The organism is Rhizobium indigoferae, from assembly GCF_034554815.1.
Taxonomy (GTDB): Bacteria; Pseudomonadota; Alphaproteobacteria; order Rhizobiales; family Rhizobiaceae; genus Rhizobium; species Rhizobium leguminosarum.
In genome coordinates, this window is record NZ_CP140637.1 from 383,826 (window position 1) to 406,572 (window position 22,747).

A 22,747-nucleotide genomic window follows, 5' to 3' on the forward strand; every position below is an offset into this window, starting at 1 on the left:
GCCCAGTCGAGCACATTGACATATGGGAAAATTTCCCATTTATTGTTCCTGCGATTCCTGATTTGGATTCCCAAGAAGGACTTGCCGATTGTCTATCGGGTCCGCCCCACACCCGACAGACAATCGTTTGATTTTCAATCGCTGCTGACTGCCGAACCAACCCACCATCGCCAAGAGGAATCAGGAATTGCTTTTGCTGGAACGCGAACCGGACATGTCGATGGGAATGGACCAACCGACGGTCGTTGCAACCTGGGAAAACCGTACGCAAATCATCGAAATCATGGGCATCGCGCTACAGACGAGCCAAGAATTTCAACATCTTTGGAAAAGCAGCGGCGGAACGGGCCGGCTCAGTCAAGACGACACGGATAAGTTGGTCGAACTGCTCCGCCAGATCGGCAACCTGAATGAAATGCTCATGCGATTGGCCTGAAAGGTGTCGATACCCAAGTACCAGCGCCCACGCATTTCCGAGACGTCAAAACTCCCATGGCGAGATCAATTGAAGACCTGAGGTCGCAAAATTGCCCAGATTTCGCGTCGCAAGTCGCCCACCATTGACCCGCGCGATAGCGGCGATCATGCCATCCGGCACTGACATCCCGCGCCCCTGACGAGCGGCCAAACCCATAATGTCACCATAAGCAAGAGCGGCCTCTTCGGTCAGGCCAAAAATCCGGGCTGCAAAGCGACGACGCCAGTCGGACAGTCCCTGCTCGAGGCGTTCGGCTCGCTGATCAGGCCAGATCTTCTGGATACCGAAAGCGATCTCGGCAATCGTTACTGTCGGCAGCGCCAATTCAGCATCATGGCGGACGAGCCATGAGATCACAGCTTCATTGGGTGATTTTATCAAAGTTTCCGAAACAATGTTGGTATCGAGAAAAATCAAAGCTCGATGCCCTTATGAACCTGCCTGCCTTCGTTGATAACGGCTTCGAGGTCGATATCCGTCCCGCTTTGCTGCGAAAGCCTGGCATAGAAGGACACAGCCGGCTCTCTTCCGGCTTCGCGTATTTCATACGATTCGAGGGCCCTTTCGACAATGTCGGCTATCGAGCGGTTTTCACGGCGGGAAAGCCGGTGAGCAAGATCACGCGCTTTTGCGCTCCGTACAGAAAGCTGAGGTTCGGCCATGCCGATCTCCTTTGCGATAGGATATAAAGGCAGCGTTAGCCATCAAGATGGCAAGTGATGGCTTGATACCATTGCTTCTCGTAAATCATCAACCCAATAATGGACGGCTGCCCTGGACCTGCAAGAGCTTGCTAAGCTCCAATGTCAGAATAATTAACCATATTTCAGTGTTCTCGCGAAATAATGCCATACGTAGATCAGGTCTCTCGAAGTAGAGAAGCCAAAGTTATTTGGAGACAGTCTTGGCATTCACCATTGCTCGCAGTTTGGTGGCGTTCGGCGTCGCCGTTTCAGTCGGTCTTTTCATGTCTATCGGATTGCAGCAATCGGCGCTCGAACGGCTCAAGGTCAACGGGCCGGTTTACGAGCAGGTCGTCTACGGCAAGGATTTGATTGCCGATATTCTGCCGCCGCCGCTGTTTGTGGTCGAATCCTACATGCTCTCCTTCGAGGCGAGCAAATTTCCCGAACTCACCGACACCAATCTTGCCAAGATCGCAAATCTCAAGGCCGCTTACGACGACCGCCGCGCCTATTGGAAAACCACCCGGCTGCCGCAAGCCTTGAAGGACGAGCTTGAAAACGATGTCATCGCCAAGGGCGATGCATTCTGGGGAGTGATGAACCGTGAGATCATCCCGGCCTTGAATGCCAGGGATGAAGACAAGGCTCACGGTGCAATCGAGCAGTTGCGCGTCGCCTTTCATTCGCACCAGGACGCGGTCGAGAAACTCGTTGCCAATTCCGACGCCTTCCTGAAGGGTGAGGAACGCAATGCAGCCTCGGAGATCGTGACCTGGACGATCTATGCGGGTGCTGCGGGTTTCGGCTCGTTCGGCCTGCTGCTGGTCGGCCTCTATCTCCTGCGCCGCCGGGCGATCGTGCCGCTCGACGGTATGAAGGCCTATATGGGCAACCTCGCCGAAGGCGATTTTTCGACCGACGTTCCCTATGCCAACCGTTCCGACGAGATCGGCGCCATGTCCAAGGCCGTCGCGGTATTCCGCCGCAACGCGCTCGAGCGGCAGGACGCACAGAAGCGCGAGACCGCACTTCGCGATGCGGAATTCGAGCGTGAACGCAGCCAGCTGGCCGAGAGGGCCGCCGAGGAGCAGATCCGCGAAACGGTGATAGATCAACTGACATACGGACTGGAACAGCTATCGACCGGCAACCTCGATTGCCGGATCGATACACCCTTTGCCACTGCCTACGAGACTTTGCGCGCGAAGTTCAACGACAGTATGGACGCGCTTTGCGCTTCGATGGCGGAGATCGCCCAGACCTCCAAGCAAGTGGGCAGCTCCTCGGCCGGCATCACCGATGCAGCCGACAGTCTTGCGTCGCGCACGGAACAGCAGGCCGCGATGCTCGAAGAGGCCACAGCCGCGCTCGATGAAATGAATATCAAAGCGAAAGACGCCTCCGACCATGCCGGCAAGGCAACCGGCATGATGGCGCAGACCCGCACCAGCGCCGAACATTCGGCAGCCGTCGTTCGCGAAGCAATCGCCGCCATGGAAAGGATCGAAGGCTCGTCCTCCCAGATTGGCGCCATCGTCAATGTCATCGATGAAATCGCCTTCCAGACCAATCTTCTGGCGCTCAATGCCGGGGTTGAAGCAGCGCGCGCCGGCGAAGCAGGCAAGGGTTTTGCCGTCGTCGCCCAGGAAGTGCGTGAACTTGCCATGCGCTCGGCCAACGCCGCCAAGGAGATCAGAGCTCTGATCTCTACCTCCTCGGCCCAGGTCTCCACCGGTGTGGAACTCGTCAACCGCACCGGCAAGGCGCTCCTGGAAATCGAGGGCCAGGTCGAGCAGGTTGCCGGCCTGATCGCCCGCATCGTTTCGGTATCCTCCGAACAGGCGGTAGCGATTGGCGAGATCAACACCTCCGTCAACGCCCTGGATCAGGTAACCCAACGCAACGCAGCCATGGCCGTCGAAACCGCCTCGGCCTGCCGCGCCCTCGGTAGCCAAACGCAGGCGCTGGAGGGGGTCGTCAACCGCTTTCAGGTCGATGCGAGAGCCAGCACGTCAAGACCGCAAAAAGCTGCCTGAGGTGTGATCAGCAGTCGAAGCTGATCGCGCCTCTGCCTGTCCGATCGCCTCAGCCCGTAACGATCGCCACGACGGCAACGCAGTCGCCTGATTTGACCAGCCCAGGGAAATGCCGGGCACAAAGAATGCCGTTCATGCCGGCGCGGATCTCGCGGGGCGCGACCCCGGTCCGCCCGGTCGGATAGATGCGTGCGATGACGGCATCGTCAGTGACGGCCTCACCAAGATCGATGACAGGTTCGATCAGCCCGCCCTCCTCTGCGAAGGAGAAGCAGCTGCCGTCCGGCATGTCGAGCCAGGTCGTCGGACCAGGATTGACGGCGCCTGCGACAATCCCTGCGTGGCGTAGCACGTTCATGGTGCCGTGCTTGGCAATCGCAGCACTTTTGGCCGTGGCGGTGCCACCGCCGCCGAGTTCCGTCGTGATGAAGACCTTGCCCATCTCCTCGGCCGCGGTGTCGTACATACCGACCGCATCGATCTCCAGCATTTTCATCGAATAGGGAGCGGCAAAGGCCGTCACAAATTCGAAGGCTTTTTTCTCCTGTTGTTTGTTCGGCAGGATGTGGGCCGCGCAGAATGGCAGAAAATCGAGCGTCTTGCCGCCGGAATGGAAGTCGAGAACGACGTCCGCCATCGGCAGAAGCACACGTTGGAAATAGTCGGCGATCTTCTCGGTCACCGTGCCGTCCGGCCGGCCCGGGAAGCTGCGGTTCATGTTGCCCCTGTCGATCGGCGAGGTTCTGGTTCCCGCTTGGAATGCCGGATAATTCATGGCCGGCACGATGATAACCGTGCCGTTCACCTCTTCGGCCTTCAGCGAGCGGGCAAGATCGAAGAGCGCGATCGGTCCTTCATACTCGTCGCCGTGATTGCCGCCGGTCAGAAGAGCCGTTGGACCCTTGCCGTTCCGGATGACGGCTATCGGCACCATCACCGATCCCCAGGCGGAATCGTCGCGACTGTAAGGCAGGCGCAGGAAGCCGTGCTGGACGCCCTCGGCGGCGAAATTGACCGTCGCGCTGATCGGCGACGGCCGCAAGCCAATCTCTTTCATCGCCGCCTCAATCCTTGACCATCAGTCTGCGCGGCACGTTCGCGAAGCACTCGACACCGCTCTCGGTGATAAGGATGCTCTCGGTCGTCTCGAAGCCCATGTCGTCGAGCCACAGCCCGGTCATGAAATGGAAGGTCATGCCAGGCTTCAGCTCCGTCCTGTCGCCGGGACGCAGGCTCATGGTGCGCTCGCCCCAGTCCGGCGGATAGGAAAGACCGATCGGATAGCCCGTGCGGTTGTCCTTGACGATCCCGTATTTCTTCAGCACTGCGAAGAAGGCATTGGCGATATCCTCGCAGGTATTGCCCGGCCTGGCGACCGCAAGACCGGCTTCCATGCCCTCCAGTGTCGCCTTTTCGGCATCGAGAAAGGCCTGCGTCGGCTTGCCGAGGAAGACGGTACGCGACAGCGGCAGGTGATAACGGTTGTAGCAGCCGGCGATCTCGAAGAAGGTGCCCTCGCCCTTCTTCATCGGCCGGTCGTCCCAGGTCAGATGTGGTGCGGACGCTTCGACGCCGGACGGCAGCAACGGCACGATCGCCGGATAATCGCCGCCGATGCCGTCGACGCCACGGGTGCCGGCATCATAGATTTCCGCAACCAGATCGCATTTGCGCATACCGACCTCGATCTTGTCGAAGATACGGGCATGCATCGCTTCGACAATGCGGGCGGCATTGCGCATATAGCCGATCTCGGTGTCGCTCTTGATCGCTCGCTGCCAATTGACGAGCGCGGTCGCGTCGACGAAGCGCGCATTCGGCAGGTGCTTCTGCAGCGCCGCAAAGGCGGCTGCCGAAAACCAGTAATTGTCCATCTCGACGCCGATCGTCAGCTTGCCGAAGCCGCGCTCGGTCAGGATGCCCGAGAGGTAGTCCATGGGGTGGCGCTCGGTCGATTGCACATAGTGATCGGGATAACCGACGATGTTGTCGTGTTTCAGATAAGCGGTGAACTTGGCGCCATTGGCATCCTGGCCGCGGCCGAACCAGACCGGTTCGCCCTGCGGCGGCACGATCACCGCCTGGTGCACGTAGAAGGACCAGCCGTCATAGCCGGTCAGCCAGGCCATGTTCGACGGGTCGCTGACGATCAGCAGGTCGACGCCCTTCGCCTCCATAGCACGCCGCGTCTTTTCCAACCGCGCGGCATATTCGCCGAGCGAGAATTTGAGATTGGGCTGGGTCATGTTTCTTCCCTTCTTTTCCGGCGCCGCGCCGGTCAGCTTTCGAACGTGGTCCCGGCATTTGCCGCACCGGCGCGGGCAAAGGCGAGGGTGGCGATGGCGGTGTCCTGGATGCCGGTTCCGGTCAGGTCCGCGATGGTGATCTGGTCGTTGCGCGTCCGCCCAGGCGCCCGGCCGGCGACGATCTGGCCGAGCTCGGCAAAGACCGCATCGGCCGCGACCAGGCCGGCGTCGATTGCGTGATGCAACTCGCCGAGACGCCGCGTCTGCTTCAAGCTATCGGCGATATAGACGTCGGCACTCGCGATGGCGGCCGGATCGATCTCGTTCTTGTGCTCCGCATCCGAGCCCATGGCCGTCAGATGCTGTCCCGGCTCCAACCATCCGGCCTCGATGATCGGGGTTTCGGAAGGCGTGGTGGTGACGATGAGGTCGGCGCCGGTCATTGCGCCTCTGGCGTCCAATATCGCGGTGACGGGAAACCCGAGCTTTCCGGCCAGGTCAGCGGCCACGCTTTGCGCCTTGTCGGCATCGCGCGCCCATATCCTCGCTTCGCGGATCGGCCGGACCAGCGTCAGCGCTTCGAGCTGCAGCTGCGCTTGCATGCCGGCGCCGAAGATCGCGGCCACTGATGCATTTTCTCGCGACAGATGTTTTGCCGCGACGGCGCCGGCTGCTGCGGTGCGCATGTCGGTGAGATAGCCGTTGTCCAAGAGCAGCGCCTGCACCAGTCCGGTTCGGCTCGACAGCAGCACCATCATGCCGTTGGTGCTCGGCAGGCCGATCTTGGGGTTGTCGAAGAAGCCGGGGCTGATCTTGATCGCGAAGCCCTCGATGCCAGGCACATAGGCCGTCTTCACATCGACTTCGCCCCGATATTCCGGAATGTCGAGCCGCAGGATCGGCGGCATGGCGACAGCCTTGGTCGCAAGCGCTGCGAAAGCCTCCTCGACACAGCCGACCGTATTTCGGTCGAGCCCGATGACTTTCCGCAGTTCCGCTTCCGTCAGAATGATCATCCGGCTCATGGTCCCTCCTCGCCGTAGAGCGGCTGCGTCCCGTTGATCACCCGAAGGTGCTGCTCCATGTCGACATTCGCCCCTGACAGGATCGCGACGATGGGACCGCCGCCTCTGATTTTTCCGGCAAGCAGCGCGGCGATACCGACCGCGCCCGCGCCCTCGACGATCTGGCGTTCGCAGGCATAGGCATGACGCATGCCGGCGGCGATTTCCGCCTCGGTCAGCAGGATGACGTCGTCGAGAAGGTCGCGGCACATGGCAAAGGTGACGCGATTGTCGAGACCAATGCCGCCGCCGAGCGAGTCGGCAAGGCTCGCCACTTCCTCGACCTGCACCGGCTGCCCCGCATCGAGGCTTGCCTTCATTGCAGCACCCTTCTCCATCGTCAGGCCGATCACCTTGGTCTTCGGACTGATGCCTTTGACTGCGGCCGCAACTCCCGCCGCAAGGCCGCCTCCCGAGAGCGGCACCAGCACGATTGCCGCCTCCGGCAAGGCGTCGATGATTTCGAGCCCCAGTGTTCCCTGCCCGGCCACGACATCAGGATGATCGAAGGGCGGCACCATCACCAGCCCCTGCTTGCGCACCAGCCGGTCGACCTCCTGTTGCGCCTCGTCCTGCGATACGCCGACGACGCGGGTATCGGCACCGAGGCGGCGGATTTCCGAAACCTTGTTTTCCGGCACCAACCGGGACATGCAGATGGTCGCGACAGCACCCTCCACCTTTGCCGCATAGGCAAGCGCCCGGCCGTGATTTCCGGTCGAGGCTGCGACGATGCCACGCGCGCGGTCGGCCCGTGACAAGGAGAGCACCGCATTGGTTGCCCCGCGCAGCTTGAAGCTGCCGGTCGTCTGATGATGTTCGAGCTTGAGATGGACCGGCACGCCGGCCAATTCGCCAAGTGAAGCGGACTGCACCATCGGCGTGGCAAGCACGCGACCGGCAATCCGGCGCGCCGCTGCGCGGATGTCTTCCAGCGAAACGGGCAAGGTGCTCACCATGATCTCAGCCTTCCCGATAGGGCTTGGTCATCAATTGACCGAGTTCGGGCCGCGCCCGATCATCGCCGCAAAGCCTCAGGCAGGCCCAGGCGGTCGCCAGATTGCTGGTGATCACCGGCTTGCCGGTCTCCGCTTCAAAGCGGGCAGCGACCTGGGCGGCGCGCACCGCCGTACAGGAGATAAACAGCGCATCGGACTGCGGCGCCAGCGCCTCGCGCGCGAAGGCACGGATCTCGTCCGGTGCGATCCGCGCCATCTCGCGATCATCGGTCAGGCCGAGACAGGTGAAGCGGTCGATCGCAAAGCCGAGCTCCGCGAAATAATCCGCCATCGGCCGGCTGGTCTCGATCGTATAGGGTGTCAGTACCGAGATCCGTCTGGCACCAAGCGCCTTCAGAGCTTTCACGGCGGCCGCCATCGGCGTCACGACGGGAACCCCAGGCTTGGCCGCATGGATCGCCGCCTCGATGTTCCGGTCGCCGATCACCACCGAGGCAGAGGTGCAGGAATAGACGATGGCATCGAGCGCCTCGTCCGGCAGGATCAGTGCCGCACCTTCCGTCAGCGCCGGCTGCATCTTCAGGAGATTTTCCGGCGTCACCGGATTGGCATAGTGGATGCGGCTGACATAGACGCCGAGTCGATCGCTGGCGACCATGCGCTGGAAGTCGACTTCCGTCGTGTGGTCGGTCGCGAGGATGACCAGGCCGATGCGCTTTTCCAGCGGCCGATCCTCCAGCCGCGGCGGTCGGCCGGTGGGAATGATCTCAATCTCCACGGTCATGGTCAGTCATCCATCCTGGCGTAGCGTTCCTCCAGCCAGCGTAATCCCACGACCGAGATCAGGCTTATGACGAGGAAGAAGACGCCGACCAGCGTCATCGGCTCGATGTAGCGGTAGTTGCTGTTGGCGATGCTCTTTGCCTGGTTCATGAGTTCGAGCACGGTGATCGCCGAAAGCAGCGGCGTTTCCTTGAACATGGCGATGAAATAATTGGCGAGCGCCGGGATCATCGGCGGGATCGCCTGCGGCAGGATCACGTGGATCCAGGCCTGGCGCGTCGACAGATTGGTGGCCTTGGCCGCCTCCCATTGTCCACGCGGCACGTTCTCGATGCCGGCGCGATAGACCTCGGCGGTATAGGTCGCATAGTGAATGCCCATACCGATGACGCCTGCGACCAGCGGCGCCAGCCGGATGCCGATATCCGGCAGCACGTAGAAGATGAAGTAGAGCTGCACCAGCAGCGGCGTGCCGCGGATGAATTCAGAGACGAAGCCGACCGTCCTGGAAATGCCGGCGACCGGTGACCGCCGCGCAATGGCAAGAGCCAGGCCGACAATCATGGCGACGGCTGCGCCGAGAATGGTCGCGAGAAGAGTGATCTTGAACCCTTCGAGAAGGGTCGGCATGATCTGCCAGACGAAATCCCAATCCCATTCCATCTGATCAGGTCCTTATGCCGTCGAGGCTGCGCGCCATCCGCCGCTCCAGCCAGCGCATCGTCGCGGAGATCGCCGAGGCCATGAGGAAATAGAGGATGAGGATCGTCGCGAAGGGCACCAGCGTATTGCCGGTCTGTGCGCGCACCACCTGTGCCTGGAACGTCATGTCCGTCAGCGAGATCAGCGACACGACGGCCGTGCCCTTCAGCAGTTCGATCGCATTGTTGCAGAAGGTCGGCAGCATCAGCGGCAGCGCCTGCGGCAAGATGACCTGGCGCATGCGCTGGTATCGCGAAAGGTTGAGCGCGATGCAGGCTTCCGACTGTTCGCGCCCGACGGCCTTGACGGCCCCGCGCACCACTTCCGCCGCATAGGCGCCGACATTCAGCCCGAGCGCCAGCACGCCCGCCTGCAGCGGCGTCAGGGTCAAGCCCGCAAAGGGCAGCACGAAATAGACCCAGAAAAGCTGGACGAAGATCGAGGTGCCGCGGAAGAATTCGATATAGGCCGTCGCCAGAGCCCGCACGACAAAGAAGCGCGACAGGCGGCCGAGGCCCGCCAGGAAGGCCATCATCAGCGCCAGCGCAGACCCCATCACCGTCAGTTCGAGCGTCACCAGGGCGCCCTCAAGGATCAGTGTCAGATAGCCGGACCATACCGACATCGGCAACTCACTTCCTAGAGCATGTCGCGCAAAACTGTGCAGCGGTTTTGCGATAACGACATGCGTAAAAACAAGGACCTAAAGCGCGAGGAGCGAACCTGAAAGATCGCGACGCGCTTTAGGAGATCGTTCGGGGACAATCCGGCCATGCCCATGGCATGGCCGGGCTGCCGACCCCTTGTTACTTCGCCGCGGCGCAGAGCTTTTCACGGCTTGTCGACATCGCGGCCTTCGCCGAGAAGCCGTAGGGCTCGATGATCTTGGCGAATTCGCCCGATTCCTTCAGCTTCTTCAGCTCGACATCGAAGGCGTCGCGGAGCGCAACGTCCTGCTTGCGGAAGGCAGCGCCATCGCAATAGACCGGCGCATTGACGACGGGCGCGACGGTTTCAAGGGTCGGATCATTCGCCTTGGCCATCAGGTCATGGATTGACAGAACCGGCAGCGAATAGACGTCGATGCGGCCATCCTGCAGCATCTTGATGCCGCTCTGGCCATCCGGAACGACGATGACGCGATCACGCGGCACGCCGGCTTCGAGCGCAAGCTTCTCTTCGGTCCCGCCGCCCGGCGCGCCGATCTTGGCGTCCGGATTGTCGGCGACGTCCTTGTAGCTCGTCAGTTTCAGCGGATTGCCCTTCTTGAGAGCGAAAGCTTCGGCATCGCAGAGGATCGGCTCGGAATAGGCGACGGCAGCGCAACGCTCGGGCTTCATGAAGAGGCCTGCGGTGATCGCGTCGTGGCGGCCGGCCTGCAGGCCGGGAATCATCGCACCATATTCCGAGATCGAGGCGACCACTTCCTTGACGCCCAGCTTTTCGAAGATTGCGCGCGCCACGTCGGGGGCAGCACCGGACACCTTGCCATCGGCGCCGACGGCGGTGAACGGCGGCTCGTTGGCGATGGCGATACGCGCAAAGCCCTGCTCCTTCAGCTGCTCGAGCTTGTCATCGGCGGCGGAGGCCGGAGCGGTCGCCGTGATCAGAAGCACCGACAGGCTGGCGGCGCTCAAAAGATATCCTGCTTTCATCGTTCCCAACTCCTCTGACTTTCCTTGAGTCTTGTTCTTGCGGGCAATGTCTGAGCTCAGACGCGGTGCCCCGCCGCAATGATCTTGCGCAGGAAGGTCTGCGTCCTCTCCTGCGTCGGATTGCGAAAGATGTCGCCCGGTTTACCTTCCTCGACGATCTTGCCGCGATCGAAGAACAGGACACGGTCGGCGAAATCATGGGCAAAGCCCATTTCATGGGTGACGAGAAGCATGGTCATGTCGGTTTCGGATGCCAGCCGCCGCATGACGTTCAGCACCTCCTCGACCAGCTCCGGGTCGAGCGCCGACGTCACCTCGTCGAACAGCATGATCTTCGGCGACAGCGCCAGCGCCCGGGCAATGGCGACGCGCTGCTTCTGCCCGCCGGAAAGCTGCGCCGGAACGCTCTTTGCCTTGTCGGCCAAGCCGACCATGTCGAGAAGCTCCATCGCCCGCTTTTCTGCCGCGGCCCGCTTGATGCCCTTGGTCAGCATCGGCGCCAGCGTCACGTTGTCGAGCACGCATTTGTGCGGGAACAGATTGAAATGCTGAAAGACCATGCCGATCTTTTCGCGCATGCGATGCAGATGCCGCTCATCGGCCGGCACTAGCCCGCCGCCATTTGGCATATGGTAGAGCTGTTCGCCGTCAACCTCGATATGGCCGCCGCTGATCGTCTCCAGCGTCATCAGAATGCGCAGGATCGTCGTCTTGCCGGAGCCGGACGGCCCGATCAGCGCCAGCTTCTCGCCCGGCATGACATTCATCGACAGGCCGTCGAGCACGGTCAGCGGGCCGTATTTCTTGACGATGTTGTCGATGCGGATGATGGGCGGAAGCATTCATGTCTCTCCCTGTTGAGACAAGCAATGCCCTAACGATGACGGCCCATCAAAATCATGTCAATTCGTAAAATAATATCATGACAATTATTCTGCGCACGCTCAAATACAAGGCAGCGGCATCAGATCGCAAGCAGGAGCTCTTCCGGATTTCCTAGCGCCAACGAGGCGACGATGCCGAGTCCGGTCCGCAACTCGCTTTCCGTCGTCGAACCAAGCGAGATGCGCACGGCCGGCGTCCAGCCCTGATCGGCGGTGTGGAAGGATTTGCCAGGCGCGATCGCCACACCACGCAGCCTTGCCTGCGATACAAAACCGTCCTCCGTATGGTTGCCGGAGAGCGGCAGCCAGACGTGCAGGCTTTGCGGATGCGCCCGGTACGGTAGGCCGGCCAGCATCTCCGTCGCGATCGCGTGTCGGCTCAAAAGGGCGCGGCGCTGCCAGTTGACGAGTTCCATCGCCGTGCCGTCGCTGACCCAGCGGGTGGCGATTTCGGCCATGGCAGGCGTCGCCATCCAGTTGGAGACGAGATGCCGGTTGGCGACGGCAGCCACATAACGGTCGGGCGCGGTGAGATAGCCGATCCGCAGGCCCGGAACGGTGATCTTGGTGAAGCTCGTGACGTAGAGCGTGCGCTCCGGCGCAAACGCAGCCATCGGCGGCGCACGGTTCTCGACCAGTGGCCCGAGAATGTCGTTTTCGATGATCGCGATATCATGCTTGGCGGCGACGGTGGCGAGCGCCTGCCTGCGCTCCGCGCTCATCAGCGCCGCCATCGGGTTGATCACCGAGGGTTGCAGGAAGATTGCCCGGATCGGTCCCTTCCGGCAGGCTTCGTCCAGCGCCTCGGGGATCATGCCCTCTTCGTCGATCGCCAGCCCTTCCAGATGCAGACCGAGATAGGTTGAGAGCGGCACCAGCGTATGATGGCTGATCGCTTCGGTCGCAACCGTCGAGCCGGGCGGGGCAACGCTCATCAGCGCCACCGTCATGCCCGAAGTCGCGCCGTTCGTCACGCTGATGTTCAGCGGCGATACCTCCAGCCCGCAGCGCGCCAACCATTCCGTGGCGACGGCGCGGTGGCGCGGAAACACCATGTTCGGCCTGAAGGAAAGGGCGGAACTGGAGGGCAGGTTTTCCGAAAGCCAGCCGAAGGCCTGCCGCAGCCTTTCCAAATGGATCTGCTCGCAGACCGGCTTCAGGATCGACAGATCGATCACCTCGCCCAGCCGTTCCGGCAGATAAGGCGGCTCCGGCTCGCGCGGCCTGGTCTGGACGAAGCTGCCGCGTCCAATCTCGCCTGATATCAGCCCCCGGCGGATTAACTCGTCATAGGCGCGGCTGACCGTCTGCACCGAGAGATGCAGATCATCCGCCATCTTGCGGTGCGGCGGCAATTGTGTGCCATCGGTGAGCTTGCCGTCCGTGATCGCGTTTGCGATTTGCTCGGCAAGCGAGAGATAGGCCGGACGGCGGAGTTGCAAGGGATCGGGGCGCCACTTTGTCATGATTTCAACACTGCTGAAAATCAGTTCAATTGACAATGCAAAAATGCGCTCCCATTGTCTTTTCCCTGCGTTTGAAATGATTTCTTTCTAAAGAAAGCACCATGAAGCTCGACGCCATCGACCTGCGCATTCTCGACGCCGTCCAGCGCGACGGCCGCATCACCAAGCTGGCGCTGGCCGAAAAGGCCGGACTGTCGCCGACACCGTGCTGGATGCGGCTGCGCAAACTCGAAAAGGCCGGGATCATCACCGGTTACCACGCGCGCGTCGCGCCACGGCGCATCGCGCCGGTCGCCAGCGTGATGATGGAAGTGACGCTCGCCAATCATCGCCAGGCGGATTTCGAGCGCTTCGAGCGCACCGTGACCGCAATCCCAGAAATCGTCGCCTGCTGGTCGGTCGGCGGCGGCGTCGACTACATCCTGAAGATCATCGCGCCCGATATCGACGCCTATCAGCGGCTGGTCGACGGGCTTCTCGACCGCGAACTCGGCATCGACCGCTACTTCACCTACATCGTCACCAAGACGGTGAAAGAGGAAACAGTCCTTCCGGTCTCTTCCTTCACTGCCGCCGGCGAAGACCAGACCGCGTCGTAGACAATCTCTCTGCGAGGCCGCCGTCCTTTAGACCATCTCTCGCTTTTTGCATCCGCCAACAGACAATCTCTCGCCCGCTCCCGTGGAAGACTTGCGTCAACCGCCACGAGGAGACTTGATATGACCGCCGTTTTTGCCCGCCCCGCCTATCATGACGCGCTGTCGCGGCTTGGCGGCCGTCATCTCCTGCGCGATCTGGCCTATGTCGGCGGCCGGTGGATCCCCAGCAAATCAGGGGAAAGTTTCGAGGTCACGGATCCCGCCTCGTCGGCAACACTGGCCTGGGTTGCAAGCCTTGGCGCCGACGAAACGGCGGTGGCGATCGATGCGGCGTCAGAGGCTTTCGCCGCCTGGCGCGCGATGCTGCCGCAGAGCCGTGCAGCGATCCTGCGCAAATGGTTTGAGCTAATGCTGGCGGCCAAGGAGGATCTGGCGCTGATCATGACGCTCGAACAGGGCAAGCCGCTTGCGGAATCGCGCGGCGAGATCGATTATGCTGCCTCCTTCGTCGAATGGTATGCCGAGGAAGGCAAGCGGCTGAACGCCGAGAGCGTCACCAGCCATCTTCCCGGCGCGGAAATGATCGTCCGGCGCGAGGCGCTCGGCGTCGTCGGCATCGTGACGCCCTGGAACTTCCCCTCCGCCATGCTCACCCGAAAGGCTGCTGCAGCGCTGGCCGCCGGCTGTACGGTCGTTGCCCACCCCTCGTCCGAGACCCCGTTGTCTGCGCTTGCGCTTGCCGAGCTCGGGGAACGGGCGGGCATTCCGGCCGGCGTCTTCAACGTGGTCACCGGCAATGCCGCAACGATCGTCGGACGGATGTGCACCGACGTCCGCGTGCGTGCCATGAGCTTTACCGGCTCCACCGGAATCGGACGGCTGATCGCCGGCCAGTGCGCACCGACCCTGAAGCAATTGGTGATGGAACTCGGCGGCCACGCCCCGCTGATCATCTTCGATGACGCCGATATATCAAAGGCAGTCGAGATCGCCGTCAACGCCAAGTTTGCCACATCCGGCCAGGATTGCCTTGCTGCCAACCGGATCTTCGTCCAGCGGCGGATCGCCGATGGCTTCGTCAAGGCCTTCGCCCACCGCATTGCCGAACTAAAGGTTGGTGCGGGGCTTGAGGATGGCGCCGAGATCGGACCGCTGATGCATGAACGCGCCGTCGCCAAGGTCGAGGAGCAGGTCTCCGACGCGCTGGGGCGCGGCGCGCGGCTCGTCACCGGCGGCAAGCGTCACAAGGCCGGCCGGTTTTTCTACGAGCCGACGCTGCTGACCGATGTGCCGGCGAATGCGCTGATCATGCGCGAGGAGACTTTCGGGCCGGTGGCGGCGGTTACCACCTTCGACACGGAAGAAGAGGTCGTCGCCCACGCCAACGATACCGAATACGGCCTCGTCGCCTATATCGTCACAGAAAACGGCGCCCGCCAGATGCGGCTCGGCCGCGCACTGGAATACGGCATGGTGGCGGTCAACCGCGTCAAGATCACCGGCGGGCCCATTCCCTTCGGCGGCTGGAAGCAGTCCGGCCTTGGCCGCGAAGGGTCACGCCACGGGCTCGAGGCCTTCACCGAGCTCAAATATCTCTGCATCGATACGGCCGCCTGAGCCGCCCCATTTCAAGAAAGAGGCTACGACATGCTCGAGAAAAGCAACGAACTCACCGCCTGGGACCGCGATCACTTCTTCCACCCATCGACCCATATGGGCGGGCATGCCCGCGGCGAGACGCCGACCCGTGTTGTTGCCGGCGGCGAAGGCGTCTACATCACCGACACGACAGGACGCAAAAGCCTCGACGCCTTTGCCGGCCTCTATTGCGTCAATGTCGGCTACGGCCGCCGGAAGATCGCCGACGCGATCGCCGAACAGGCAAAGAACCTCGCCTATTACCATGCCTATGTCGGCCACGGCACGGAAGCCTCGATTACGCTTTCGAAGATGATCATCGACCGCGCGCCCACCGGCATGGGCCGCGTCTATTTCGGTCTCTCGGGCTCGGATGCCAACGAGACCAACATCAAGCTCATCTGGTACTACAACAACATTCTCGGCCGTCCGGAAAAGAAGAAGATCATCTCGCGCTGGCGTGGTTATCACGGCTCCGGCGTCATGACCGGCAGCCTCACCGGCCTGGTGCTCTTCCATAATGCCTTCGATCTGCCGCGGGCACCGGTGTTGCACACCGAAGCACCCTATTTTTTCCGCCGCTCCGACCGGTCGATGAGCGAGGAGCAGTTCTCGCAATATTGCGCCGACAAGCTCGAGGAGATGATCATCGCCGAAGGCCCGGAAACGATCGCCGCCTTCATCGGCGAACCCATCCTCGGCACCGGCGGCATCGTGCCGCCGCCGAAAACCTACTGGCAGAAGATCCAGGCCGTGCTCGAAAAATATGACATCCTGCTCGTCGCCGATGAAGTCGTCACCGGCTTCGGCCGTCTCGGCACGATGTTCGGCTCGGATCACTACGGCATGAAGCCGGACCTGATCACCATCGCCAAGGGGCTGACCTCGGCTTACGCTCCCCTTTCCGGCACGATCGTTTCGAACAAGATGTGGCAAGTCCTGGTACAGGGTTCCGATCAGTTGGGGGCGATCGGTCACGGCTGGACCTATTCCGCCCATCCGATCTGTGCCGCCGCAGGCATTGCCAATCTCGAACTGATCGACGAACTGGGCATTATCGAGAATGCCGGCACCACCGGCGCCTATTTCCGTTCGGAACTGGAAAAAGCGGTCGGCGGCCACCGCAATGTCGGCGAAGTCCGCGGTGACGGGCTGATGGCGGCCATCGAATTCGTCGAGGACAGGGACGACCGCATGTTCTTCGATGCCGGCCGCAAGATCGGTCCGCAAGTCGCATCCGCACTCCTCGAACGCGGCGTCATCGGCCGCGCCATGCCGCAGGGCGACATCCTCGGCTTCGCTCCGCCGCTTTGCCTGACACGCGAGGAGTCCGACATCGTGGTCAGGGCCGCGGCGGGTGCGATCGAAACCGTCTTCAAGAACATCTGAGGGAGAAGATCAGCATGACGATCCCGGAAAAGATGGCGGCCGTATTGCTCACCGGCCATGGCGGTCTGGAAAAGCTCATCTATGACAGGGACGTGCCCGTCCCGACGCCCGCCGATGGCGAGGTTCTGATCCGTGTCACGGCCTGCGGCATGAACAATACCGACGTCTGGGTACGCCAGGGCGCCTACGGCACCGAGGACGATCCGTCGGCCGTCTCCACATGGCGCAGGCAAGGCAACACGCTGACATTCCCGCGCATTCAGGGCACCGATACAGTCGGTCATATCGTCGCCGTCGGCGCCGCCGTTAATCCGGCACGCATCGGTGAACGCGTCATGGTCGACTTCTCGATCTACAACCGGGACGACGACAGCCTCGCCGACATTGATTACATGGGCCATGGCCGCGACGGCGGTTATGCCGAATACATGGCGTTGCCAGCCGAGAACGCCCATGTCGTCGCAACCGATCTGACCGACGTCGAACTCGCCACCTTCTGCTGCGCCTATCTGACCGGCGAGCGCATGCTGGAACGGGCAAGGCTGTCGGCCGGCGAACGCGTTCTCGTGACCGGCGCCTCGGGTGGCGTCGGCTCGGCGATTATCCAGCTCGCGCGGGCCCGCGGCGCCATCCCGATCGCGGTCGCAGGTCCCGGCAAGGAAGCGGCGATGCTCGATATCGGCGCCGAAGCGGTGGTGACCCGCGGCAGGGGCGACCTGGTCGAAGCCGTCCATTCCGCCAGCCGTGGCCAACCGATCGATGTCGTCGCCGATCTCGTCGGCGGACCGCTGTTCAACGACCTCCTGAAGATCCTGCGTCCCGAAGGCCGCTACACGACGGCTGGCGCCATCGCCGGCCCGGTCGTCCAGCTCGATTTGCGGACCATGTATCTGAAGCAGCTGGAACTGCACGGCTCGAGCCAGGGAAGCCGCGCCGACTTCCGTCGGATCGTCGGCTATATCGAAAGTCGGAAGATCCGGCCTCTCATCGGCGGCGTCTATCCACTGTCGGAATTCCATCGCGCGCAGACCGATTTCATGGCGAAGAATTTTGTCGGCAAACTGGTCGTGGTTCCCGACGCGAGATGATCCTTGCTTTCGCGGCGAACCTTATCGGGTTTGCAGCGTTTCACGGCCATGGAAAATCATGATGGCACAGGGCTTTCGCTGCGTCGGACTATTTCGCAGCAATGCGATGACATCCTTCCCGCGCCCTCACTCGAGGAGGCGGAACGGTCGTTCACGCCAAAAGGTCGCTGATGCCAGCTTCCGCCAGCATGAAACACCTGACGTCCGTGGAAATTGGAAAAATTCGGCGCGCTGTCGGCATAGCGCGCATGATGGATACTGCGGTCAGATTGCCTGTCATCGGCGTGCGGATCGGTGCGGACTCAATTCTCGGCCTTATCCCGGCCGTCGGCGACATTGCCGGATCTCTGATCGGTCTTTTCATCATCGATGAGGCAAGACGCCTCGGTGTTCCCACCCATAAGCTCGCCCGTATGGCCGTCAATCTCGGGATCGACGCCGCCGGCGGAACGGTTCCCTTGATCGGCGATCTCTTCGACGTCTATTTCAAGTCTCATCGCCGAAACGTCGGTATCATCCTCGACCACTTTGGGATTAGCGAAGACGAGCTGAATCGGCACATCTGACGAAGCCGATCGCTTCGCCGGTCTGGATCACGTCCGAGCGCCCTTTCTCGTCAGAAACGCCAGGGCCGCCGCGCCGACGAGGCCAGAGTTCTGATCCAATGCTGCCAGCATCACCTTGACATCCTTGAATGCCGGCATGGCCCATTGCGTGATGTAGGCTTGAATGCCCGGTTGCAGCCGATCGAACTCGTGGGAAAGCCCGCCTCCCATCACAATGATATCGGGACTGAAGATATGGATCAGGCTGGTGAAGCCGCGGCCGAGAATTTCTGCTTCCTCGTCAACCAGTTGATTTGCCAGACGATCGCCATTTCTCGCGGCCGCGAAGATGCTGCGGCTGTCGATGGCACCGCCATCGCTGCCTATCGTCGTCCCGCTAGATTCCATGGCCCTTATGCGGGCGCGTCGTGCAAAAGCCGGTCCGGAGCCGTAGGCCTCGAAACAGCCCCTATTGCCGCAAGGGCAAGGCTCTCCGTTCGGCACGACCGACATGTGCCCGACATGGGCGGCCATGCCCTTGCGACCGCGCACCACGCGACCGTCCGCGACCACGCCACCGCCAATGCCGGTGCTCACGGTGACATAGACCAGGTTATCAAGTCCCTTGCCAACTCCGAACTGCCACTCACCAATGGCAGCGGCAATAGCATCATTCTCAAGGTCGACCGGAAACGGAAACCGCTTCTGCAACTCCGCCTTCAGCGGAAAATCGACGAAGCCGGAGAGAGTCGGGATATCAGTCGCGACACCGGCAACCGTATCGAGTGGGCCCGGAGCGGATACGCCGACGCCCACCACCGAAGCAGGGTTTGATGCTGCAAGCAGTCCATCGGCCAGGCCGCAAATCTGGGCGAGCACGCGGTCGGGACCCGCCAGCGCATCCGTCGGTTCGGCTGCGCGCGCCAGAATCCGGCCTTGCTCGTCGACAAGGGCAGCGCGTACCTGCGTCCCACCGAGGTCGATTCCAATGGCAACCTGCTGCATGTGAAGACCATCAGTTAGAGTGCGCGGACCCATGCCATCCGCTCGTCGAGCGACGGCGCATTGAAAGCCAGGGAACCGAGAACGACCGTCTCCGCACCCGACTGGCGCAGGAGAGGCACGGTGTGCTCGCGAATACCGCCGTCGGCCGCAAGCACGATCCGATGCGCCGCGCCGCAGCCGGCGATGATCTGCTTGGCCTGCTGAAGCCGAGCGCCGGCCTTTTCGTCGAGGCCCTGGCCCTTCACACCGATCGCCGTGCCGAGCAGCGTCACGAAACTCAGCCGGGAAACGTATCTTTCGACCCGCTCGACGGGAGTATCGACTTTGAGGACCATGCCGGCGGCGACGCCGCGGCGATCGAGGAGATCGAGCGCCTGGTCTGCGACGCTTTCGTTTTCAACATGCAGGCTAATCAGGTCGCTGCCCGCATCGGCGAACTGCTCGATCTGCGACAGGATGATGCTGTCGGCGACCATCAGGTGAACATGGATCGGGCGTGCGGAAATTTTGCGCACCCCGGCGACGAGATCGGGAAAAAACAACATTGCCGGCGCGAAATGACCATCGGCGACATCGATATGGAGGATGTCGACGTGCGTATCGACACGCATCAGATCATCGGCGAGACGCACAAGATCGGCAGACCAGACGGAGAATTCAGCAATCAAGCGATCCTTCGGAAGATCCGCGATCCAGGTCTTGGAGGGGGTCGTCATTGTTTCAGAGCTCCTTCAGAAAATGGCCCATGGCAAGCCGGAAGTCGGCAAGGTATTGCGGACGGCTCACAGTCTTCGATGTGATCTGCACGAAACGCGCGCCGGCAATGCGCTCGGCAAGAGCACATGCGTGGCCAAGAGGATGAATGCTGTCCCGATCATGGCCGATGATGAGCGTCGGTACGGCGATATTGCCGACCTCCTCGTCGGTCACATCAGGACCGTCATTTGAGATCCTGGTGAGCAGTTCGGCGGTCACATCCAAAGGCGTGCGGGAGAAAAAGCCGGCGAGTGACGCCAGATTGTCCGGAGCCTCGGCGGCGAGCCGCACGCCCACCGGCCCTGCCAGGAACGTGGTCTTTGCCTCATCCGGCGGCAGAGTTTTCAAAAGCCGCCCGACTTCGGCATTGGGCGCCATATTCTCCGGCTCGGGTGCCGTCAGCCAGGCCGGCCTTGCGATGATCAGAGCCTTGACAAGATCGGGCCGCTTGACCGCGAGACGTAAGGCGATCGCAGCACCCATCGAGATGCCGCCGATCACGATCGGCGGCGTAAGGTTTTTCTCGATATAGGCGGCGATATCATCGCAGAAGGTCGCGATCGACAACCGCTCCAGATTGCCGGCTTGGGAGTGGCCGTGGCCACGCGCTTCGATCGTTACCCGGCGAAAACCCGCTTCGAGCGGAAAGACTTCGTCGGTCTGCGCCGCGTCTCCGCATAAGCCATGCTGGAATATGGCGGACGCGCCCTCGCCCGCCATATCCACATTGAGAATGGTCCCGTCGCTGGTTTCGAACGGTCGAGCCCGTCTCATCTTCCTGCCCCCGCAGAATGACCGTCGAGGCTATTCTTCAGGAAGGCCGCCACACCGGCCGCCTCCGAAGCCGAAAGACCATGCGTGACGAGACTGCCCTCGAAGCCGATCGCCTTGAGACGGCCGAGATAATGCGCGTAGTCGAGGACGCCCTTGCCGGCGGTCGCGAAACTACCGTCGCGATTGCGGTCTTTCGCATGCGCCATGACGATCCGATCGGCCAGAAGGTCGATGGCGGAAGACACGATGCTCCGCTGCTCATCCAGCGTCGCGAGCTCGAAGAGATTGGCCGGATCGAGCACGATCTTGATGCGGGGGCTCTTTAGTGCCGTGATCAGCCGATGGGCTTTCTCAGCCGAGTTGACGACATTGGCAAGCTCGGGCTCGATGCCGAGATCGACATCGTAGCGTTCGGCGATCTCGATGGCCGTTCCCATCGCTTCGAGGAGGTCCCGCCAGGCCTCCGGCGTATTGTTGTCGGCGTGGGCCTTCCACTGGTCGATGGGATCGCGTGTGCCGGTGCAGAGCGTGATCAGGGCGGTCGACATGCCGGTGCTGCGCTCGGCCAGCGTCGCGAGGTTACGAAGGCCGGCCGCGCGAACGGCAGTATCCGGGTGGATCATGTTGAAGGTGCCGGAAACGGCAACGATTTCGACGCCGCTCTCGCGCGCGGCTTCGGCGACCGAGCGGGCCTGGGCTTCCGTGATGATCTCCGGCATCGGCGCAAGGCCCGAGCAGGCCATATTATATTGGGCGCAGGTGAATCCGGCCGCGGCGACCGAGTTGAGAACGGTTGCGGGTTCAGTTCCCTCGAAGGTCTTTGCGAAGATGCCGAGCTTCATCACACGCCACCCGTGACGTCGGACAGCGCAACCGCCTTGCCGCTTTCGGCCGAACGCGCGACGGCGACCATGGCCCGGACGGATGCCAGACCATCATCGATGTCGGCGCCTTCCATCACGGCGCCATCCAGAATGGTGCGGGCGAAGCCTTCGACCTGACGGCGATAGAAATGGCCGTCGGCACCGAGAACTCGATGGGTCGCGCCGTCCGCCTCTCGGAAAATGTCCACCTCGCTGGTCTTGTAGTACCACGGGTTATAGGTCTTGCCCAAAATGCTGCCATTCTTGCCATAGATCTGAAAGCCTTCGTGCCAGTCCATGCGCACCTGAACGGTGAGATCGAGATGGCCGAGCGTGCCGGAGGCAAATTCCACGTCCACGAACCAGCACCAGATACCGGCGCGCTCCGACAGGCGAGCGTTGACGGAAACGATGTCGCCGGCGAAATAACGTGCGGTGTCGATCAGATGGCAACCGTGGGCAAGCATGTAGTAGCGCCGCAGGTCGGCTTTCGGATTGGCGGTGGGCTTCCGCGCATTGGCGCTGGTGACGATCAGGGGTTGGACCGCATCGGTCATTGGATAGCGGTGCGTGCTGTCGCAATACCATGCTTTCAGAGCAACCATTTCGCCCATTTCATCGCGGATGAAGGACTTGGCAGCCTGGAGCCCCGCGTCGAAACGCTTCATATGCCCGACCTGAAACACCTTTCCCGCCCTGTCGACTACAGCTTTCAGTTCAAGGCATTCCTCGACGGTGACACCGACGGGTTTCTCGCACAGGACATGTTTACCTGCCTGAAGGGCGCGAATGGAAGCCGGGACGTGAAAGGCATCGGCGGTCGCGATCACCACGGCATCGAGGTCGGGATCGGCCAGCATCTTATCGTAATCGTCATAGGTTTTTTCCACCCCGTGGGTGATTGCCATACGCTCACGGAGATCCTCGGCAACGTCGCAAATCGCATAGAGGTCGGCATTGGCTGCCTTCGTGCAGCTCTCGAAGTGCGCGGCCTGGGCAATCTGGCCCGCTCCCAATACGCCGATGCGGAGACGTCGTTCCTGTTTTGCTGGCATCGAAAAGCCCTTCGGGTCGGATATTGAAGTGAACGCCGGTTTCGGCGTCGGATGGAATGCTTTCAAACGTCAACGA

General features: G+C 61.8%; 24 protein-coding genes. 7 read left to right on the plus strand and 17 right to left on the minus strand.

Translation table 11 applies throughout. The features are described from left to right. Positions 1-187: 187 nt before the first annotated feature. On the plus strand, positions 188-436 hold the full coding sequence (locus U5G49_RS28320) for a hypothetical protein (RefSeq protein WP_018245728.1): 249 nt from the start codon (positions 188-190) through the stop codon (positions 434-436). 45 nt (positions 437-481) lie between these two features. On the opposite strand, the gene U5G49_RS28325 is transcribed toward U5G49_RS28320, so the two are convergent. Both U5G49_RS28325 and U5G49_RS28330 read right to left on the minus strand, forming a co-directional pair. After that, entirely contained in the window at positions 482-895 is a 414-nt protein-coding gene (locus tag U5G49_RS28325) for a type II toxin-antitoxin system VapC family toxin (RefSeq protein WP_193443003.1), read from the minus strand. After that, positions 892-1,140 carry a plasmid stabilization protein gene (locus tag U5G49_RS28330; protein ID WP_112906978.1) on the minus strand — a complete coding sequence of 83 codons (249 nt, stop codon included), beginning with the start codon at positions 1,138-1,140 and terminating at the stop codon, positions 892-894. Before U5G49_RS28330 ends, U5G49_RS28325 begins: the two co-directional genes overlap by 4 nt. A gap of 242 nt (positions 1,141-1,382) precedes the next feature. Here U5G49_RS28330 and U5G49_RS28335 point away from each other — a divergent pair, with 242 nt between their 5' ends. Then, positions 1,383-3,200, plus strand: a complete 1,818-nt coding sequence (locus U5G49_RS28335) for a methyl-accepting chemotaxis protein (RefSeq protein WP_193443001.1) — start codon at positions 1,383-1,385, stop codon at positions 3,198-3,200. Positions 3,201-3,249: 49 nt separating this feature from the next. On the opposite strand, the gene doeB is transcribed toward U5G49_RS28335, so the two are convergent. From doeB to ehuR, 10 genes are all read right to left on the minus strand, one after another. Beyond that, on the minus strand, positions 3,250-4,257 hold the full coding sequence (gene doeB / locus U5G49_RS28340; RefSeq protein WP_193442999.1) for a N(2)-acetyl-L-2,4-diaminobutanoate deacetylase DoeB: 1,008 nt from the start codon (positions 4,255-4,257) through the stop codon (positions 3,250-3,252). Positions 4,258-4,264: 7 nt separating this feature from the next. Further along, a complete protein-coding gene (gene doeA / locus U5G49_RS28345; RefSeq protein WP_193442996.1) occupies positions 4,265-5,446 on the minus strand; it encodes an ectoine hydrolase DoeA in 1,182 nt (393 codons plus the stop codon). A gap of 32 nt (positions 5,447-5,478) precedes the next feature. After that, positions 5,479-6,471, minus strand: a complete 993-nt coding sequence (gene eutC / locus U5G49_RS28350) for an ectoine utilization protein EutC (protein ID WP_193442994.1) — start codon at positions 6,469-6,471, stop codon at positions 5,479-5,481. After that, positions 6,468-7,469 (minus strand): hydroxyectoine utilization dehydratase EutB, encoded by a 1,002-nt coding sequence (gene eutB / locus U5G49_RS28355; RefSeq protein WP_193442991.1) that lies wholly within the window; start codon positions 7,467-7,469, stop codon positions 6,468-6,470. The genes eutC and eutB overlap by 4 nt, the downstream gene beginning before the upstream one ends. Positions 7,470-7,473: 4 nt before the next feature. After that, positions 7,474-8,253 (minus strand): ectoine utilization protein EutA, encoded by a 780-nt coding sequence (eutA, locus tag U5G49_RS28360; protein ID WP_193442989.1) that lies wholly within the window; start codon positions 8,251-8,253, stop codon positions 7,474-7,476. A gap of 2 nt (positions 8,254-8,255) precedes the next feature. Then, positions 8,256-8,915 (minus strand): ectoine/hydroxyectoine ABC transporter permease subunit EhuD, encoded by a 660-nt coding sequence (gene ehuD, locus U5G49_RS28365; protein ID WP_018480607.1) that lies wholly within the window; start codon positions 8,913-8,915, stop codon positions 8,256-8,258. Positions 8,916-8,919: 4 nt separating this feature from the next. Continuing rightward, a complete protein-coding gene (gene ehuC / locus U5G49_RS28370; RefSeq protein ID WP_193442987.1) occupies positions 8,920-9,579 on the minus strand; it encodes an ectoine/hydroxyectoine ABC transporter permease subunit EhuC in 660 nt (219 codons plus the stop codon). Between the two features lie 181 nt (positions 9,580-9,760). Then, positions 9,761-10,609, minus strand: coding sequence for an ectoine/hydroxyectoine ABC transporter substrate-binding protein EhuB (ehuB, locus tag U5G49_RS28375; protein WP_193442985.1), 849 nt, complete (start codon positions 10,607-10,609; stop codon positions 9,761-9,763). 56 nt (positions 10,610-10,665) lie between these two features. Beyond that, the gene (ehuA, locus tag U5G49_RS28380) at positions 10,666-11,451 is read right to left on the minus strand and encodes an ectoine/hydroxyectoine ABC transporter ATP-binding protein EhuA (protein ID WP_193442983.1); all 786 of its coding nucleotides are present in this window, start codon (positions 11,449-11,451) and stop codon (positions 10,666-10,668) included. 122 nt (positions 11,452-11,573) lie between these two features. Further along, a complete protein-coding gene (ehuR, locus tag U5G49_RS28385; RefSeq protein WP_193442981.1) occupies positions 11,574-12,959 on the minus strand; it encodes a MocR-like ectoine utilization transcription factor EhuR in 1,386 nt (461 codons plus the stop codon). A 101-nt stretch (positions 12,960-13,060) separates the two neighbouring features. Between ehuR and U5G49_RS28390 the strand changes: the two genes are divergently transcribed. The 5 genes from U5G49_RS28390 (at position 13,061) to U5G49_RS28410 (ending at position 18,239) form a co-directional block, all read left to right on the plus strand. After that, positions 13,061-13,558 carry an Lrp/AsnC family transcriptional regulator gene (locus U5G49_RS28390; RefSeq protein WP_018444853.1) on the plus strand — a complete coding sequence of 166 codons (498 nt, stop codon included), beginning with the start codon at positions 13,061-13,063 and terminating at the stop codon, positions 13,556-13,558. A gap of 120 nt (positions 13,559-13,678) precedes the next feature. After that, on the plus strand, positions 13,679-15,175 hold the full coding sequence (locus U5G49_RS28395) for an NAD-dependent succinate-semialdehyde dehydrogenase (RefSeq protein ID WP_193442979.1): 1,497 nt from the start codon (positions 13,679-13,681) through the stop codon (positions 15,173-15,175). A 30-nt stretch (positions 15,176-15,205) separates the two neighbouring features. Then, on the plus strand, positions 15,206-16,585 hold the full coding sequence (locus U5G49_RS28400; protein ID WP_193442977.1) for an aspartate aminotransferase family protein: 1,380 nt from the start codon (positions 15,206-15,208) through the stop codon (positions 16,583-16,585). 14 nt (positions 16,586-16,599) lie between these two features. Next, complete coding sequence (locus U5G49_RS28405; protein WP_193442974.1) at positions 16,600-17,673, plus strand: alcohol dehydrogenase family protein; 1,074 nt, start codon at positions 16,600-16,602, stop codon at positions 17,671-17,673. A 170-nt stretch (positions 17,674-17,843) separates the two neighbouring features. Continuing rightward, complete coding sequence (locus tag U5G49_RS28410; protein ID WP_131598569.1) at positions 17,844-18,239, plus strand: DUF4112 domain-containing protein; 396 nt, start codon at positions 17,844-17,846, stop codon at positions 18,237-18,239. Positions 18,240-18,266: 27 nt separating this feature from the next. Here the strand turns inward: U5G49_RS28410 and U5G49_RS28415 are convergent, their stop codons facing one another. Genes U5G49_RS28415 through U5G49_RS28435 form a run of 5 tightly spaced genes read right to left on the minus strand, consistent with a single transcriptional unit; the run spans position 18,267 to position 22,671 of the window. After that, entirely contained in the window at positions 18,267-19,223 is a 957-nt protein-coding gene (locus tag U5G49_RS28415) for an ROK family protein (protein WP_193442972.1), read from the minus strand. Between the two features lie 14 nt (positions 19,224-19,237). Next, a complete protein-coding gene (locus tag U5G49_RS28420) occupies positions 19,238-19,939 on the minus strand; it encodes a ribulose-phosphate 3-epimerase (protein WP_018444865.1) in 702 nt (233 codons plus the stop codon). Positions 19,940-19,943: 4 nt separating this feature from the next. Further along, positions 19,944-20,753 (minus strand): alpha/beta fold hydrolase, encoded by an 810-nt coding sequence (locus U5G49_RS28425; protein WP_193442970.1) that lies wholly within the window; start codon positions 20,751-20,753, stop codon positions 19,944-19,946. Beyond that, a complete protein-coding gene (locus U5G49_RS28430) occupies positions 20,750-21,595 on the minus strand; it encodes a sugar phosphate isomerase/epimerase family protein (RefSeq protein WP_193442968.1) in 846 nt (281 codons plus the stop codon). The genes U5G49_RS28425 and U5G49_RS28430 overlap by 4 nt, the downstream gene beginning before the upstream one ends. Further along, complete coding sequence (locus U5G49_RS28435; protein WP_193442966.1) at positions 21,595-22,671, minus strand: Gfo/Idh/MocA family protein; 1,077 nt, start codon at positions 22,669-22,671, stop codon at positions 21,595-21,597. Before U5G49_RS28435 ends, U5G49_RS28430 begins: the two co-directional genes overlap by 1 nt. Positions 22,672-22,747 lie beyond the last annotated feature (76 nt).

Excerpts from the sequence above, each read along its gene's own strand:
- U5G49_RS28330 (WP_112906978.1), bottom strand. The coding sequence starts at position 1,140 with ATGGCCGAACCTCAGCTTTCTGTACGGAGCGCAAAAGCGCGTGATCTT.
- doeB (WP_193442999.1), bottom strand. The coding sequence starts at position 4,257 with ATGAAAGAGATTGGCTTGCGGCCGTCGCCGATCAGCGCGACGGTCAAT.
- doeA (WP_193442996.1), bottom strand. The coding sequence starts at position 5,446 with ATGACCCAGCCCAATCTCAAATTCTCGCTCGGCGAATATGCCGCGCGG.
- eutC (WP_193442994.1), bottom strand. The coding sequence starts at position 6,471 with ATGAGCCGGATGATCATTCTGACGGAAGCGGAACTGCGGAAAGTCATC.
- eutB (WP_193442991.1), bottom strand. The coding sequence starts at position 7,469 with ATGGTGAGCACCTTGCCCGTTTCGCTGGAAGACATCCGCGCAGCGGCG.
- eutA (WP_193442989.1), bottom strand. The coding sequence starts at position 8,253 with ATGACCGTGGAGATTGAGATCATTCCCACCGGCCGACCGCCGCGGCTG.
- ehuD (WP_018480607.1), bottom strand. The coding sequence starts at position 8,915 with ATGGAATGGGATTGGGATTTCGTCTGGCAGATCATGCCGACCCTTCTC.
- ehuC (WP_193442987.1), bottom strand. The coding sequence starts at position 9,579 with ATGTCGGTATGGTCCGGCTATCTGACACTGATCCTTGAGGGCGCCCTG.
- ehuB (WP_193442985.1), bottom strand. The coding sequence starts at position 10,609 with ATGAAAGCAGGATATCTTTTGAGCGCCGCCAGCCTGTCGGTGCTTCTG.
- ehuA (WP_193442983.1), bottom strand. The coding sequence starts at position 11,451 with ATGCTTCCGCCCATCATCCGCATCGACAACATCGTCAAGAAATACGGC.
- ehuR (WP_193442981.1), bottom strand. The coding sequence starts at position 12,959 with ATGACAAAGTGGCGCCCCGATCCCTTGCAACTCCGCCGTCCGGCCTAT.
- U5G49_RS28390 (WP_018444853.1), top strand. The coding sequence starts at position 13,061 with ATGAAGCTCGACGCCATCGACCTGCGCATTCTCGACGCCGTCCAGCGC.
- U5G49_RS28395 (WP_193442979.1), top strand. The coding sequence starts at position 13,679 with ATGACCGCCGTTTTTGCCCGCCCCGCCTATCATGACGCGCTGTCGCGG.
- U5G49_RS28400 (WP_193442977.1), top strand. The coding sequence starts at position 15,206 with ATGCTCGAGAAAAGCAACGAACTCACCGCCTGGGACCGCGATCACTTC.
- U5G49_RS28405 (WP_193442974.1), top strand. The coding sequence starts at position 16,600 with ATGACGATCCCGGAAAAGATGGCGGCCGTATTGCTCACCGGCCATGGC.
- U5G49_RS28410 (WP_131598569.1), top strand. The coding sequence starts at position 17,844 with ATGCCAGCTTCCGCCAGCATGAAACACCTGACGTCCGTGGAAATTGGA.
- U5G49_RS28415 (WP_193442972.1), bottom strand. The coding sequence starts at position 19,223 with ATGCAGCAGGTTGCCATTGGAATCGACCTCGGTGGGACGCAGGTACGC.
- U5G49_RS28420 (WP_018444865.1), bottom strand. The coding sequence starts at position 19,939 with ATGACGACCCCCTCCAAGACCTGGATCGCGGATCTTCCGAAGGATCGC.
- U5G49_RS28425 (WP_193442970.1), bottom strand. The coding sequence starts at position 20,753 with ATGAGACGGGCTCGACCGTTCGAAACCAGCGACGGGACCATTCTCAAT.
- U5G49_RS28430 (WP_193442968.1), bottom strand. The coding sequence starts at position 21,595 with ATGAAGCTCGGCATCTTCGCAAAGACCTTCGAGGGAACTGAACCCGCA.
- U5G49_RS28435 (WP_193442966.1), bottom strand. The coding sequence starts at position 22,671 with ATGCCAGCAAAACAGGAACGACGTCTCCGCATCGGCGTATTGGGAGCG.